Annotated in this window: 11 protein-coding genes and 1 tRNA gene; 8 read left to right on the top strand and 4 right to left on the bottom strand. The window is 69.6% G+C overall.

Translation table 11 applies throughout. From position 1 onward, the window contains the following. Positions 1 to 422 precede the first annotated feature (422 nt). Complete coding sequence (gene purD, locus R2J76_RS09285; protein ID WP_316415568.1) at positions 423 to 1,733, bottom strand: phosphoribosylamine--glycine ligase; 1,311 nt, start codon at positions 1,731 to 1,733, stop codon at positions 423 to 425. A gap of 48 nt (positions 1,734 to 1,781) precedes the next feature. Here purD and ruvA point away from each other — a divergent pair, with 48 nt between their 5' ends. The 6 genes from ruvA to R2J76_RS09255 all read left to right on the top strand — a co-directional run bounded on the left by ruvA (position 1,782) and on the right by R2J76_RS09255 (position 6,512). Beyond that, positions 1,782 to 2,372, top strand: a complete 591-nt coding sequence (gene ruvA, locus R2J76_RS09280) for a Holliday junction branch migration protein RuvA (protein WP_316415567.1) — start codon at positions 1,782 to 1,784, stop codon at positions 2,370 to 2,372. Next, positions 2,369 to 3,307, top strand: coding sequence for an NAD(P)-dependent oxidoreductase (locus tag R2J76_RS09275; RefSeq protein ID WP_316415566.1), 939 nt, complete (start codon positions 2,369 to 2,371; stop codon positions 3,305 to 3,307). Before ruvA ends, R2J76_RS09275 begins: the two co-directional genes overlap by 4 nt. An 18-nt stretch (positions 3,308 to 3,325) precedes the next feature. Continuing rightward, positions 3,326 to 4,858, top strand: coding sequence for a tetratricopeptide repeat protein (locus R2J76_RS09270; RefSeq protein WP_316415565.1), 1,533 nt, complete (start codon positions 3,326 to 3,328; stop codon positions 4,856 to 4,858). 24 nt (positions 4,859 to 4,882) lie between these two features. Beyond that, positions 4,883 to 5,221: a preprotein translocase subunit SecG gene (gene secG, locus R2J76_RS09265; protein ID WP_316415564.1), complete on the top strand. Its 339-nt coding sequence runs from the start codon at positions 4,883 to 4,885 to the stop codon at positions 5,219 to 5,221. 41 nt (positions 5,222 to 5,262) lie between these two features. Then, positions 5,263 to 5,348: transfer RNA gene (locus R2J76_RS09260), tRNA-Leu, on the top strand. A 45-nt stretch (positions 5,349 to 5,393) separates the two neighbouring features. Continuing rightward, positions 5,394 to 6,512: an HhH-GPD family protein gene (locus tag R2J76_RS09255; protein ID WP_316415563.1), complete on the top strand. Its 1,119-nt coding sequence runs from the start codon at positions 5,394 to 5,396 to the stop codon at positions 6,510 to 6,512. Positions 6,513 to 6,790: 278 nt separating this feature from the next. Here the strand turns inward: R2J76_RS09255 and R2J76_RS09250 are convergent, their stop codons facing one another. Further along, positions 6,791 to 8,467: an aspartate:alanine exchanger family transporter gene (locus tag R2J76_RS09250; protein ID WP_316415562.1), complete on the bottom strand. Its 1,677-nt coding sequence runs from the start codon at positions 8,465 to 8,467 to the stop codon at positions 6,791 to 6,793. Between the two features lie 183 nt (positions 8,468 to 8,650). Here R2J76_RS09250 and R2J76_RS09245 point away from each other — a divergent pair, with 183 nt between their 5' ends. Then, positions 8,651 to 10,228, top strand: coding sequence for a sensor histidine kinase (locus R2J76_RS09245; protein WP_316415561.1), 1,578 nt, complete (start codon positions 8,651 to 8,653; stop codon positions 10,226 to 10,228). Positions 10,229 to 10,238: 10 nt separating this feature from the next. Next, positions 10,239 to 10,913 (top strand): response regulator transcription factor, encoded by a 675-nt coding sequence (locus tag R2J76_RS09240; protein WP_316415560.1) that lies wholly within the window; start codon positions 10,239 to 10,241, stop codon positions 10,911 to 10,913. 102 nt (positions 10,914 to 11,015) lie between these two features. Here the strand turns inward: R2J76_RS09240 and R2J76_RS09235 are convergent, their stop codons facing one another. Both R2J76_RS09235 and pal read right to left on the bottom strand, forming a co-directional pair. Next, complete coding sequence (locus tag R2J76_RS09235; RefSeq protein WP_316415559.1) at positions 11,016 to 11,747, bottom strand: tetratricopeptide repeat protein; 732 nt, start codon at positions 11,745 to 11,747, stop codon at positions 11,016 to 11,018. Positions 11,748 to 11,821: 74 nt separating this feature from the next. Next, the gene (gene pal, locus R2J76_RS09230) at positions 11,822 to 12,415 is read right to left on the bottom strand and encodes a peptidoglycan-associated lipoprotein Pal (RefSeq protein ID WP_316415558.1); all 594 of its coding nucleotides are present in this window, start codon (positions 12,413 to 12,415) and stop codon (positions 11,822 to 11,824) included. Positions 12,416 to 12,442 lie beyond the last annotated feature (27 nt).

The raw sequence follows: 12,442 nt of genomic DNA, 5'->3' as shown, positions 1-12,442 counted from the left end.
GGACCGTAAGCAGGTCCCTTCCGGGCTTGGTCCCAGGACTTCATCCGGAGCCTGGTTTCGATGGCTTTTGATCTCTTTCGACGCCTCATCAGCGGTTCACTTTTGTTCGCCTTCCCTGTCCCTACCTGACGGGGGTTCCCCCGCCTTTTCCGGGTCCGCTCACCACCTGGGGTGTCACCCCCACGCAGCGCCCGGTGGTTTGGGATCTGGCCCTGCAGCCCGACCCCGGGGGGCCTACCCCCATCTCTCATGCAGCACAGCTGCTATCTCTCAGGTTGTTTTATTTGGACCTCCTGGGAGATGAAGCGCCTTTCGTGGCGCACGGATGAACGCCGATGGAAGGGATGAACGGGGATCCCCAAACCTGGAAGAGCCCCTTCATCGCGATTTCAAGGCACCTGGGGTTTGCCGACACGCCCCCTCTACAGGAACGCGTCCCCCACCGTCCGCCCCGCCTTCGCGTGGTTCAGGGCCCGCAGCCCGATGTCGCTCCGCCTCTGCATGCCTGGCCAGCCCACCTGGGCGACGGCGGCCTCCACCCTGGCGCGGGCGGCCTCCAGGTCCGGGGCCGTGGCCACGAGGTTCAGGACGCGGCCGCCGGCGGTGACCCAGCCCGCGGGGGTCCTGCGGGTTCCGGCATGGACGACCTTGACGCCCCCGGGGGCTCCCAGGGCGATGGGGACGTCCTTCTCGGCGCCCTCGGGGTAGCCGCCGGCGGCCAGCACCACGGTGATGGCGCAGCCGGGGCGGAGCTTCACGGAATCCCGGCGCAGGCGGCCCTGGGCCACCTCCAGCAGCAGGGTGGCCAGGTCCTCGTCCAGGAGCTCCATGAGCACCTGGGTCTCGGGGTCCCCGAAGCGCACGTTGTATTCCAGGAGCTCCGGGCCCCGGGCCGTCCACATCACCCCCAGGAAGAGCACCCCGCGCGCGCGCAGGCCGTCCTTGGCCAGGCCGGCCACGGTGGGCTCCACCAGGTCCCTGCGCAGCCGGTCCAGGTCGGAGGCGGAAAGGAAGGGGATGGGGCCGAAGGCTCCCATGCCGCCGGTGTTGGGCCCCCGGTCCCCGTCGAAGATGCGCTTGTGGTCCTGGCAGGGGGGGAGCATGACGAAGGCGGCGTGGCCGGCGTCCACGTCCACCAGGACGTGCAGGGAGAGCTCCATGCCCACGAGCGGGGCTTCCAGCACCACGGTGCGGGAGGCTTCGCCGAACTGGCCGGCCATGAAGGCCCTCACGGTGGCCAGGGCCTCCCCGGGGCTCCCGGCCAGCACCACGCCCTTGCCCGCGGCGAGGCCGTCGGCCTTGAGGACGATGGGCAGGCCCAGGTCCCAGGTCCGGATGGCCTCCTCGGCGGCCTCCAGGGCGGTGAAGGTCCGGCTCCCGGCGCAGGGGATGCCGTGGCGGACCATGAAATCCTTGGCAAAGGCCTTGCTTCCCTCCAGGCGCGCGGTGGCGGCGTCGTGGCCGAAGACGGCCACGCCCTCCCGGCGCAGGGCGTCGGCGAGCCCCGCCACCAGCGGAACCTCGGGACCCACCACCACCAGGTCGGGCCGGTGGCGCGCGCACCAGGCGGTGATCCCGGGGATATCCTCCACGGGGTAGGCCAGGCATGTGCCCAGTTCCGCGAGGGCGTCGCTGCCGGGCGCCGCGAAGAGCTCCACGGGGACGGGCCCGGACTTCAGCTTCATGGCCAAGGCATGTTCCCGGCCGCCGGAGCCGATGAGCAGGATCTTCATACTTCACCCCTTTCAAGAATCCTACTTCGACTGGGCTATCCTAGGGGCATGATCGGACGACTGCGGGGAATCCTCATCCAGAAGAGCCTGAACACCGCCATGGTCGAGTGCGGGGGCGTGGGCTACCTCTGCTCCATTTCCCTGGGGACCTTCGGCCTCCTGCCGGAAGAGGGACAGGAGGCCATCCTCCACGTGGAGACCCTGCTCCGGGAGAACGACCTGAGCCTCCTGGGCTTCGCGACCCGGGAGGAGAAGCAGCTGTACCGCCTGCTGGTGAAGGTGGACGGCGTGGGTCCCAAGCTCGCCCTCGCGGCCCTGGGCGCCCTGCCCCTGGCGGACCTGGTCCAGTCCATCCGGGGGCGGGACGTCAAGGCCCTCACCCGCATCCCGGGCGTGGGAAAGAAGACCGCCGAGAAGCTCTGCTTCGAGCTCTCCGAGAAACTGGGCGGCATGGGCGGCCTGGACGGGCTGGCCGGGGGCGGAGCCCCCCGGGACGCCTGGGAATCCGACCTGGTCTCGGCCCTCACCAACCTGGGGTTCCGGGAGGACGCGGTCCTTCCCATCGTCAAGGACCTCGCCGCCGAAAGGCCCCCCCTGCCCGAGGCCCTGCGCCTGGCCCTGAAGGGGCTCCAGCGGTGACCGTGCGGATCCTCTCCACCTCCGCGCTGGTGGGTCCTTCCCTCCAGCGGCTGGGGGCGCGGTTCCCGGAACTGTCCATCGCCCCGTTCCGGTCCATCGCCTGGAAGATGAGCCTGGCCAACGCCGAGGCCCTGGTGGGCCTGCCCTCGGAGGCCCTGTCGGAAGCCGACCTGGACTACGCCCCCAAGCTGAAGGTCATCGGCACCTGTTCGGCCGGGGTGGGCCACCTGCCGGTGGAGGCCTGCGCCCGGCGGGGCATCGCCATCGTGGACACCGCCGCCGTGCTCACGGACGCCACCGCGGACCTCGCCCTCACCCTGCTCCTGGCCCTCACCCGCCGCCTCAAGGAGGGCGAGGCCCTGGTGCGCTCGGGCACCTGGAAGGGCTGGGCCATGGACCAGGTGCTGGGCACCGGGGTGGCCGGCAAGGTGTGCGCCATCCTGGGCACCGGGGGGGTGGGCAAGGCCTTCGCCCGCAGGGTCTGGGCCCTCGGCATGAAGCCGGTCTTCTGGGACCGCGAGAACAGGGGCACTCCCGTGGATTTCGGCGCGGGGATCGCCCGGCGCCTGCCCCTGGCGGACCTGCTGCCCCGGGCCGCGGTCCTGAGCGTCCACTGCCCCCTCACGGCCGAGACCCGGGGGCTCCTCACCCGCCCCATCCTCCAGTTGCTGCCCCCGGGCGCCTTCCTCATCAACACCGCCCGCGGGGGCATCCTGGACGAGGATGCGGCCATCCAGATGCTCCACCAGGGCCTCCTGGGCGGGGCGGGCCTGGATGTGTACGAGGACGAGCCCAATATCAACCCCGCATGGCTGAAGGCCCCCCGGACCGTGCTTTTACCACACCTGGGAAGTGCCACCCAGGACACCCGGGAGGCCATGTCACGGGTTCTTTGCGATGGCATCGCCGCGACCCTGGGGGGTAAGCTTGGGTGATTCCGCTGGAGGTTTGCTATGCCCCGTCAATGGCTCCGGCTGCTGGACCCCGACATTCACCAACTCCGCCAGGAAGACGGCAAATCCCTCGCCGGCAGCCTGAGCTATGGCCGCGCCCTCAACGGGCGGAGCCTCCACGAGGAGGCCCAGGCGGTCCTGGACAAGGCCCTGGCCCTGGACCGGGGCGACGGCGACCTCTGGTTCGAGCGCATCATGGCCCAGGGCGACCACGGCACCCTGGAGGACCTGGATGAGCTCTACGCGCAGCTGGCGACGCTGCGCGCCGAACACCCCCAGGACCCCGCGGTGCTGCGCAACATGGGCTTCGTGCGCACCCTGCAGCAGCGCTCCGACGACGCCGAGATCCTCCTGCGCCAGGCACTATCGGCCAACGGCGCCGACCCCAAGGCCCTGGAGCTCATGGGGCTCCTTTTCATCCAGCGGGAAAGTCCCCAGGAGGCCAAGACCTGGCTCCTGAAGGCCCTCAGCCTCCAGCCCCGGGATCCCCGCTCCCTGCGGCTCCTGGGCATCACCTGCATGGACCTGGGGGACTCCAAGTCCGCCGAAGTGCAGTTCATGGCCGCCCTGGAACAGGACCCCGACTACTTCTGGGGCTGGCACAGCCTGGGCGAGCTGCTCCTCAAGCGGGGGGACCTGGAGGAAGGCCTCCGGTGCATCCACCGGGCCCGCTGCATCCAGCCCCGGGAACCCGCCAGCTACTTCATCCTGTCCGAGCTCTTCTCCGAGCAGGGCCACATGGAGCTGGCCCAGGGCGAGCTGCACCAGCTCACCTCCATGACCGCCCCCACCGAGGTGCTGTCCGAGGCCTACTCCATGCTGGGCGAGATCCGGCGGGACCTGGGCGACCCGGAGGGCGCCACCTGCTACTTCTCCCTGGCCTCCGAGACGGACCCGGGCTCCGCGGATCCCTGGGCGGCCCTGGGCGACATGGCCCGGGCGGAATGCCACTGGGACGAGGCCCTGCGCTGCTACCAGGAGGCCCTGGCCCGGCGCCCCGGCGCCGCCGACCTGCTGGTGCAGACCGGCTACGCGCACCTGCACCTGAACCTGCCCCAGGAGGCCGAGGGCCTCTTCCTGGCCGCCCTGGAGGCCGATCCCGGCGAATACAGCGCCTACCTGGGCCTTTCGGAATGCTACCGGAACCTCCAGCGCGCCGAGGACCAGCTGGCCATGGTGCGCCTGGCCATGGAACTGGCCCCCGAGGATCCGGACGTGTGGAACGCCCGGGGGGTGGCCCTGGAGGTGGCCGGCAAGGCCCGGGAGGCCACGGAGGCCTACGAGCACGCCCTGGGCCTCTTCCCCATGCACCGCAAGGCCGCCAACAACCTGGGCTTCCTCCTGGAGAAGCGCATGCAGGCCGGCGAGACCGACCTGCACGACCGGGCCATGGAGGCCTGGAAGCGCCGCCTCCTCATCTGCAGGGACGAGGGCCAGAGCTTGAAGATGGCAACGGAGCACCTGGTGAAGCTGGGGGTGGGCGAAGACACGATCCGTCGATGGCTTGAGCGTGACCCGGCCCCCGGTTCCTGATAAGCTTGGGGGTTCGGAGTACCCATGAACGGATTGCTGTTGACTTTGCACGTGATCGTGAGCCTGCTGCTCATCGGAGTCATCCTGCTCCAGCCCGGTTCCAAGGGCGGCGGGCTGGGTGCCACCTTCGGCGGGGGCGGGGCGAATTCCGCCTTCGGAGCCCGGGGCGCCGCGCCCTTCCTGGCCAAGTTCACCTACTACCTCGCGGCGGGCTTCATGGTCACCTCCCTGGTGATCGAAGTGCTGGTCGTGAAGGCGAACCGTTCGGTGCTGGACCGCGCCGCGGCCGTGAAGACCGCGCCCGCCAAGCCCGCCCCCGTGGTTCCCATGCCCGCGATCCCGGCGGCCCCCGACAAAAAGTGATGATTGACGGATGCCGCAACCCGTGGCATCCTTAGTGTTCTGCCCGCGTGGTGAAATTGGTAGACACGCCATCTTGAGGGGGTGGTGGCCACAAGCCGTAGCGGTTCGAGTCCGCTCGCGGGCACCAAGAAATTAAGCGCTCCCCCGGAGCGCTTTTTTTTTATGCTGGGGGATGCCCTTCGCCCCGGCCACCGCCCTCCTCGCTCCCCTCGCGCCCTGGTTCGACGCCCGGCGCCGGCCCATGCCCTGGCGGGCCGGGGACCTGGATGCGCCCCACCCCGACCCCTACGCCGTGCTGGTGTCGGAGATCATGCTGCAGCAGACCCAGGTGGCCACGGTGATCCCGTACTTCACGCGGTGGATGGAGCGCTTCCCGGACGCCGAGGCCCTGGCCGCGGCCACGGAGGACGAGGTGCACGGCCTCTGGGCGGGCCTCGGCTACTACCGCCGGGCCCGCAACCTCCAGGCCGCGGCCCGGGCCATCGCCGGGGCCGGCTTCCCGCGCACCCTCGAAGGCCTCCTGGAACTGCCGGGCCTGGGCCCCTACACCGCGGCCGCCGTGGCCGCCCAGGCCTTCCAGCTGCCCACCCCCGCCCTGGACGGCAACGCCTTCCGGGTGGCGGCGCGGGTACTCGCCCTGGAGGGCGATCCCCGCCGCCACGCCGCCGCCCTCCGGGACTGGCTCGCCCCGGCCCTGGCCGCCCACGGCCCCTCGCGGCTCACCCAGGCCGTGATGGAACTGGGGGCGACCGTGTGCACCCCGGTGCCGCGCTGCGCCTCCTGCCCCCTCCTGGGGGCCTGCGCGGCCCGCGCCCGGGGCCTCCAGGAACGCATCCCCCCGGTCCAGCCCCGCGCGAAGGTCACCGAGGCCGAGATCCACCTGGCGGCCATCCGGTCCCCCCGGGGCTGGCTGCTGTGCCCACCGGCCTCCCGGGGCCTGCTGGCGGGCCTCTGGAGCTGGCCCCGGGCGGAGGCCGCGCCGGAGCTGGAAGGCGCCGCGGAAGCGGCCTCGGGCTACGGCCTGGAAGCCCGGGAGCTGCCGGGGTGGGTCCAGGTCTACTCCCACCGCCGCGAGACGGTCCGCCCCATCGTGGCGCGCATGGCCTCGGCCCCCGGGGCCCAGGGGCTGGAATGGGTCCCCGGGGAGCGCCTGCCGGAGCTGCCCATGGGCCGGCGCGACCAGAAGCTCCGCGCGGCCCTGGACGCCCCGGGCACACCGCTCACCGGGGCGGGGCTTGCGGCGCTGCGGACGATCCTCGACGAGGGAGTGTCGGCAAACCCTAGATCTTGAATCGATAGGTTGTTCTCGGTGATCTGGCTCCAGCCTTGACCTGACGTTCTTTATCCTGATCTTTCCCCTGGATCCTGTTAATCCCCGTTTGAACTTCGCTGGGAGTTGCCGCCACCTTCGGGTCTTGGACGTCGAGTAACTTGCGCTTCGACCCACTTCTGCGTAGGCCCTGCGGGAAACCGGGATGAACGCCGATGGATGGGATGAACTGGGATCCGCTCAACCTGGAAGAGCCCCTTCATCACGGTTTCAAGCCACCTGGAGTCAGCCGACACACCCTAGAGCGCCATGGCCAGCAGCGCCTGGGCCAGCACGATCTTGAGGATCGTCGCCAGGGGGTACACCGCGGCGAACCCCACGTTGGGCAGGTCGTTCTTGGACTGCTGGGTGGCGTAGCCCAGCACCACCGGCTGGGTGTGGGTGCCCGCCACGATGCCGAAGAGCAGGCTCAAGGGGATGCGGAAGACCTTGTGCCCGAGCCAGTAGGCCAGGGTGTCGGCGACGGTGGCCACCATCAGGGCCGAGGCCATGAAGATGGGCAGCCAGCTGATGTTGCGGGCCAGGATCTGGCGGAAGCCTTCCCCGGAGATCACGCCGATGCCGGCGGCGAAGAGCACCAGGCCGAACTGGCGGATGGTGTGGTTGGCGCTGTAGGGGATGTTCCACACGAAGTGGCCCATCTTGTGGAAGCGGCCCAGGGCGAGGCCCACCACCAGGGGCCCGCCGGCGAAGCCCAGCTTGAAGATGATGCCGTGGCCCAGGGGGATGGGGATCTGGCCCACGGCCAGGCCCAGGGCCATGCCCATGGCGAAGGTGAGGAAGCTGGCCTCGGAGAGCTCCCGGTAGCTGTCCCCGAAGAGCTCCTCCACGGCCGCGATGTTGTCCCGGGCGGTGGCCACGCGGATGCGGTCGCCCAGCTCCAGCACGGTGTCGGCGTCGGGCACGAACCACACGTCGCCCCGGCGGAGGCGGCTGACCATGCAGTTGTGCTTCTCGGGCAGCTGCAGGTCCCGCAGGGGGCGCCCGATGAGATCGTGGTTGCTCACGAAGACCCGGGTGGAGTCGTACTCGCTGATGTCGTGCTGCAGTGCGATGTCCGATTTGCGGCCCAGGAAGGCCTGGGCGCGCTCCACGTCCTCGGGGGTGCCCACCACCACCAGCAGGTCGCCCTCCTCCAGGGCCACGTCCAGCGGGGCCAGGAAGAACTCCCCACCCCGCCGGAGGCGGTTGAACACCACCTTGCAGTTGGCCTGTTCCCGGAGATCCACGTGGGTGCGGCCCGCGGCCCGGGCCTCCACCTCGATGGTGCGGGCCTTCAGGTGGCTGGAGCCGGCGCTGGAGCCGTGGAGGGAGGCGGCCTCCCGCTCCAGGTCCACCTTGAAGATCCTCCGGCTCAGGGGAATGCTGAGCATGGGCACCAGCACGCCAATGGGGTAGGCGATGGCGCTGGCCACCGTGGGCTGCGCGATGACCAGGGCGTCGGAGGTGGTGCGCTTGAGGGCCTCGATGACGCCGGCCAGGGCGGGCATGTTGGTGAACGAGCCCGCCAGCAGGCCCGCCGCGTAGCGGCTGTCGAAGCGCAGCGCCTTGGCCAGGACCACCACCAGCGCCGTGCTGGTGAACATCACCACCGCCACGACGGCGTTCTTCTTGATGCCCTCCTTGCTGAACGAGGCCCAGAAGCTGTGGGCGATGGCCAGGCCCATGGCGTAGACGAAGATGGCCAGGCCCAGCTCGTAGATGAGCTTCATCTCCCGGGAGATGTCCTTCTTCACCACCGGGTCCAGGCCGGGGGTGACCACCACGGCGCCCAGGGCGATGCCCGCGAAAAGGATGCTGGCGATGCCGAAGGAGGCCCCGGCCACCCGGATCTTCGAGATGGGGTAGCCCAGGGCCACCACCGCGAAGAGCATCAGCAGGGGGTTGTGGGCGAGCAGATGGGTCACGAAGGCCATGGCTACTCCTGCGGGGTCCGGGGGACGCCGTGGAAAGGCGGAGGGCGGGACGGGCCTGAAGCACCCGGCGGCCATTCCGAAATCGCTTATGAGACCATCGTATCGCCGCTCCATTGGTCGTTCGTCACACCTGACGAGCGGGATGGCAGTCAGCTATGCTTGATGATTCATCCCGAGGGTTTCATGACGGTTCGGCGCGTCGCCCGTTTTCGCCCCATCCGCGAACAGGACAACCGGAATTCCGGCCGTTGGACCTTCGTGCGCAAGGGCCTGCTGCGGATCCTGGACCTGCTGGCCGTGTCCATGGTGGTGCTGCTGGTGGTGGCCCCCTTCGTCTGGCGGAAGATGAAGGCCGACAAGGTGGTCGACGCCTGGACGCAGCCGAGGATGAGCGAGATCTCCCGGGTGGAGAAGGACTGGATGACCCTGCCCCGCCTGCCGGACTTCAGCCGCGGGGACGAACCGGTGGTGCGGGAATTCCTCAAGGCCGAACCCCTGGTCCTGGCCCTGAGGAGCCGTTCGGCTCCGCGGACGCTATGGATCCGCCGGGACGACATCCTCACCCGGGCGGAGGGAGCCCCCGAAGCCGCCATCCTGGACGGCTGGTTTTCCCGGGCGGAAAAAGACCAGGTATTCATCTCCCTGCCCGCGGACATCCTGCCGGGGGAAGCGCGCAGCGGCCCCAAGGTGGTGCTGCAGGGGGACCGGTGGGCCGTGGCCAAGGCCTGGCGGGAAGGCAGCCCGGAAGTGGAGCAGTTCCTGCGCAACCACTTCGGGCCCACCCGCAGCTTCCGGGTGGTGCTGCTCAAGGACGGCGACGAGGCCCGCAAGGATCTCAAGCCCCAGCCCTGGGGCGCGGAGCCCCACATCCAGGGGGACCCGTACTGGGGGGTCCATTCCGCCTTCTCGGTGCAGCTCATCAGCAATGAATTCCCCGGATGGACCTTCACCGTCATTCCGTTCCGGGCCGAGGGAAGGGCCATCCAGCTCCAGATGCGCCTGCAGTTCGCCCTGGCCGCCGCCCTGGCCCTCCTGGTGGGGCTTTCCCTGGTGCTGGGCCTCTGGCTCCGGGCCCGGGCCCGGCGCAAGGCCACCCTGGACGCGGACCGCATGGCCTCCATGACCCACAGCCTGAAGACGCCCCTGGCCATCCTCAAGTTCCGGTGCGACACCCTGCGCCTGGGGCGCCTGCCCCCGGACCAGCTGGATTCGCAATTGATCCAGATCGGCGAGGAAGCCGACCGGCTGTCGGCGATCATCGAGAACGCCCTCATGGCCATCCAGGGCCCCGCGGAATCCGGTCCCCAGCAGGCCGTGAGCCCCCAATGGGTGCAGGGCGTGGCCGAGGACCTGGCCCCCGCCTTCGAGGCGGAGAACCGGCGCCTGGTGCTGAAGTGCACGGACCAGGCCGGCAAGGCCGCCCTGCCCTCCCTGCGGGCGGCCCTCTTCACCCTGGTGGAGAACGCGCTGTTCCACGGCGCGGGGACCGTTACCGTGGAAACCTCGCGGGTGCGCAAGCGCTTCCTCATCAAGGTGAGCGACCAGGGTCCCGGACTGGACGCCATGGACATGCGCACCCTGGGCCGCCCCTTCATGCGCATCCGGGAAAGGGGCAAGGAAGGCTTCCGCAAGGAGGGCCAGGGCCTGGGCCTCAGCCTGCTCATCAAGGTCGTGGAGCGGGAGGGCTGGGGGCTGACCTTCGCCTCCGAACCGGGCCGGGGCCTTTGCGCAACCCTGGAAATCCAAACCGCATCCCAATAGGAGTCCTGAATTGGCACACCTCCTTGTGGTCGAAGACGAGTTGGAACTTCAGCAGCTGCTCGTCACGAATCTGGAATATGAAGGCTTCTCCGTGGAGGTGGCGGACGACGGGGTTCCGGCCCTGGCGGCCCACGCCCGGCGCCGGGCGGACCTCATCCTCCTGGACCTGATGCTGCCCCGGCTGGACGGCTTCAAGGTCCTGGAGGAGCTGCGCAAGGCCAACGACGATGTGCCGGTCCTCATGCTCACCGCCAGGGGCGCCGAGGCCGACCGGGTCAAGGGGCTCAGCCTGGGCGCCGACGACTACCTGGTGAAACCCTTTTCGGTGCTGGAACTGGTGGCCCGCATCCGGGCCATCCTCCGCCGCACCCGCCAGGCGGAGCCGCCCAAGGTGCTCACCAGCGGCCCCTACCGCTTCGATTTCGCCGCCATGACCGCCACCCGGGACGGCCGGAACCTGGAACTCACCAGCCGGGAAATGCGCATCCTGGAGATCCTGGTCACCTACCCCGGCCGTACCCACAGCCGCTCGGACCTCCTGCGCCTGGCCTGGGAGGCCGACGCACGCCCTTCCCCCCGCACGGTGGATGTGCACGTGGCCAACCTGCGCAAGAAACTCGGCGATGATGACAAGAACCGCCACATCGCCACGGTGGGGGGGGAAGGCTACCGCTGGACCGGCTGACGCTAGGCAATCGTACGGGTCCCGGACCTTCGCCACGGGTCGCCATCGCCGGACAAGCCGGCGATGACGACCCGGGGCGAAGGTCCGGGGCTCGGGCGCCTGCTAGAAGCCCAGGTCGTCCAGTTCCTGTTTGGCGGTGCGGGCTTCGGGGGTGCCGCGGAAGTTGTCCGTGATCTCCTTGAAGGCCTTGATGGCGGCGGGCTTGAGACCCTGCTTCAGGAGGCACTGGGCGCGCTTGAGCTTGGCGGGGAGGAACTGGTTGGAGGTGGGGTACTCCTTCAGGATGCGCTCGAAGGAGGGCTGGGCCTTGTCGTAGGCCTTCTGGTTGTAGGAGGAGAGGCCCAGGTAGAAGAGGGCGTCCGAGGCCCGGGGGCTCTGGGGGTGGGCCTTCAGGAACAGGGACAGGCCGTCGGCGGCCAGGGCGTAGTTGCCGCGGTTGTAGTCCAGCACGGCGGAATTGAAGGCCTTCTCGTCGTCGGAGGAGGCCGCCGGGGGCTCCTCGGCGGCCTGGGGGCGGGCGGCGGGGCGCCGCGGCGCGGCGACGGCGTCGCCCAGGCGGTTGTTGAGCACCCGGGTGCTGTCCTGGAGCTGGCGCATGGTTTCCTGGAGATCGGCCTGGAAGCGCCGGTCCTGGGCCCGGGAGACCTCGGAGGCCTGGCGTTCGTCCGCGGCCTTCTTGTTGCCGTCCTCCATCTGGCTGCGCAGCTTGAAGATTTCCACCTTGAGGTCCGTGACCTGGTCCTCGACCTTCTTGAGGCGGTCCTCGGAGGAACACCCGACGCAGAGCAGCGCACCGGTCAGCGTCAGGGTGGAGAGCATGGCCCGATTGATCATCGGCACCTCCTGAAAGGCAAAGAGCGGAGGAACGAGGTCCCTCCGCTCTTGGATGTCACATGGTCGGTTTCCGTCTACTGGAGCTTGAACTCGTCGCGGCGGTTCTCAAGCCAGCTCGCTTCGTCCTTGCCGGTGACCAGGGGCTTCTCCTTGCCGTAGCTGATGGTCGTGAGGCGGTCGGAGGCGACGCCGAGGCCCACCAGGTAGGCCTGGGCGGCATGGGAGCGGCGCTCGCCCAGGGCGAGGTTGTACTCGACCGTGCCGCGCTCGTCGCAGTGGCCCGCGATCTGGACCTTGGCCTGGGGATAGGCCTTCATGAAATCGGCGATGGCCTGGAGCTTGCCCTTGTCCGCTTCGCGGATATCGGACTTGTCGAAGGCGAAGTTGATGTTCTTGAGGGCGGCGTCGGCGGCGCGCTGGTAGGCGGCGGCCTTCTCGGCCTCGGCGGCGGCGGCGGCCTTGCGGGCGGCCTCGGCCTCGGCTTCGGCCTTGCGGCGGGCAGCTTCCTCAGCGGCGCGCTTCTGGGCATCGATCTCTTCCTGGGTCGGGCCGGCCGGCGCGGTGGGCTTGGGGGGCTCGACGGGCGCGGGGGCGGGCTTCTTGCAGGCCACGCCAATTCCCAGGGTCAGCACCACAGAGAGAGGAATGAGGTTTCGAACGAAGCGCATGATAGTTTCCTCCAACACGCATTAAGT

Source organism: Mesoterricola silvestris, from assembly GCF_030295405.1.
Classification (GTDB): Bacteria; Acidobacteriota; Holophagae; order Holophagales; family Holophagaceae; genus Mesoterricola; species Mesoterricola silvestris.
Note: the sequence above shows the minus strand (reverse complement) of the source record. Positions and strands in the feature narration are given on the sequence as shown.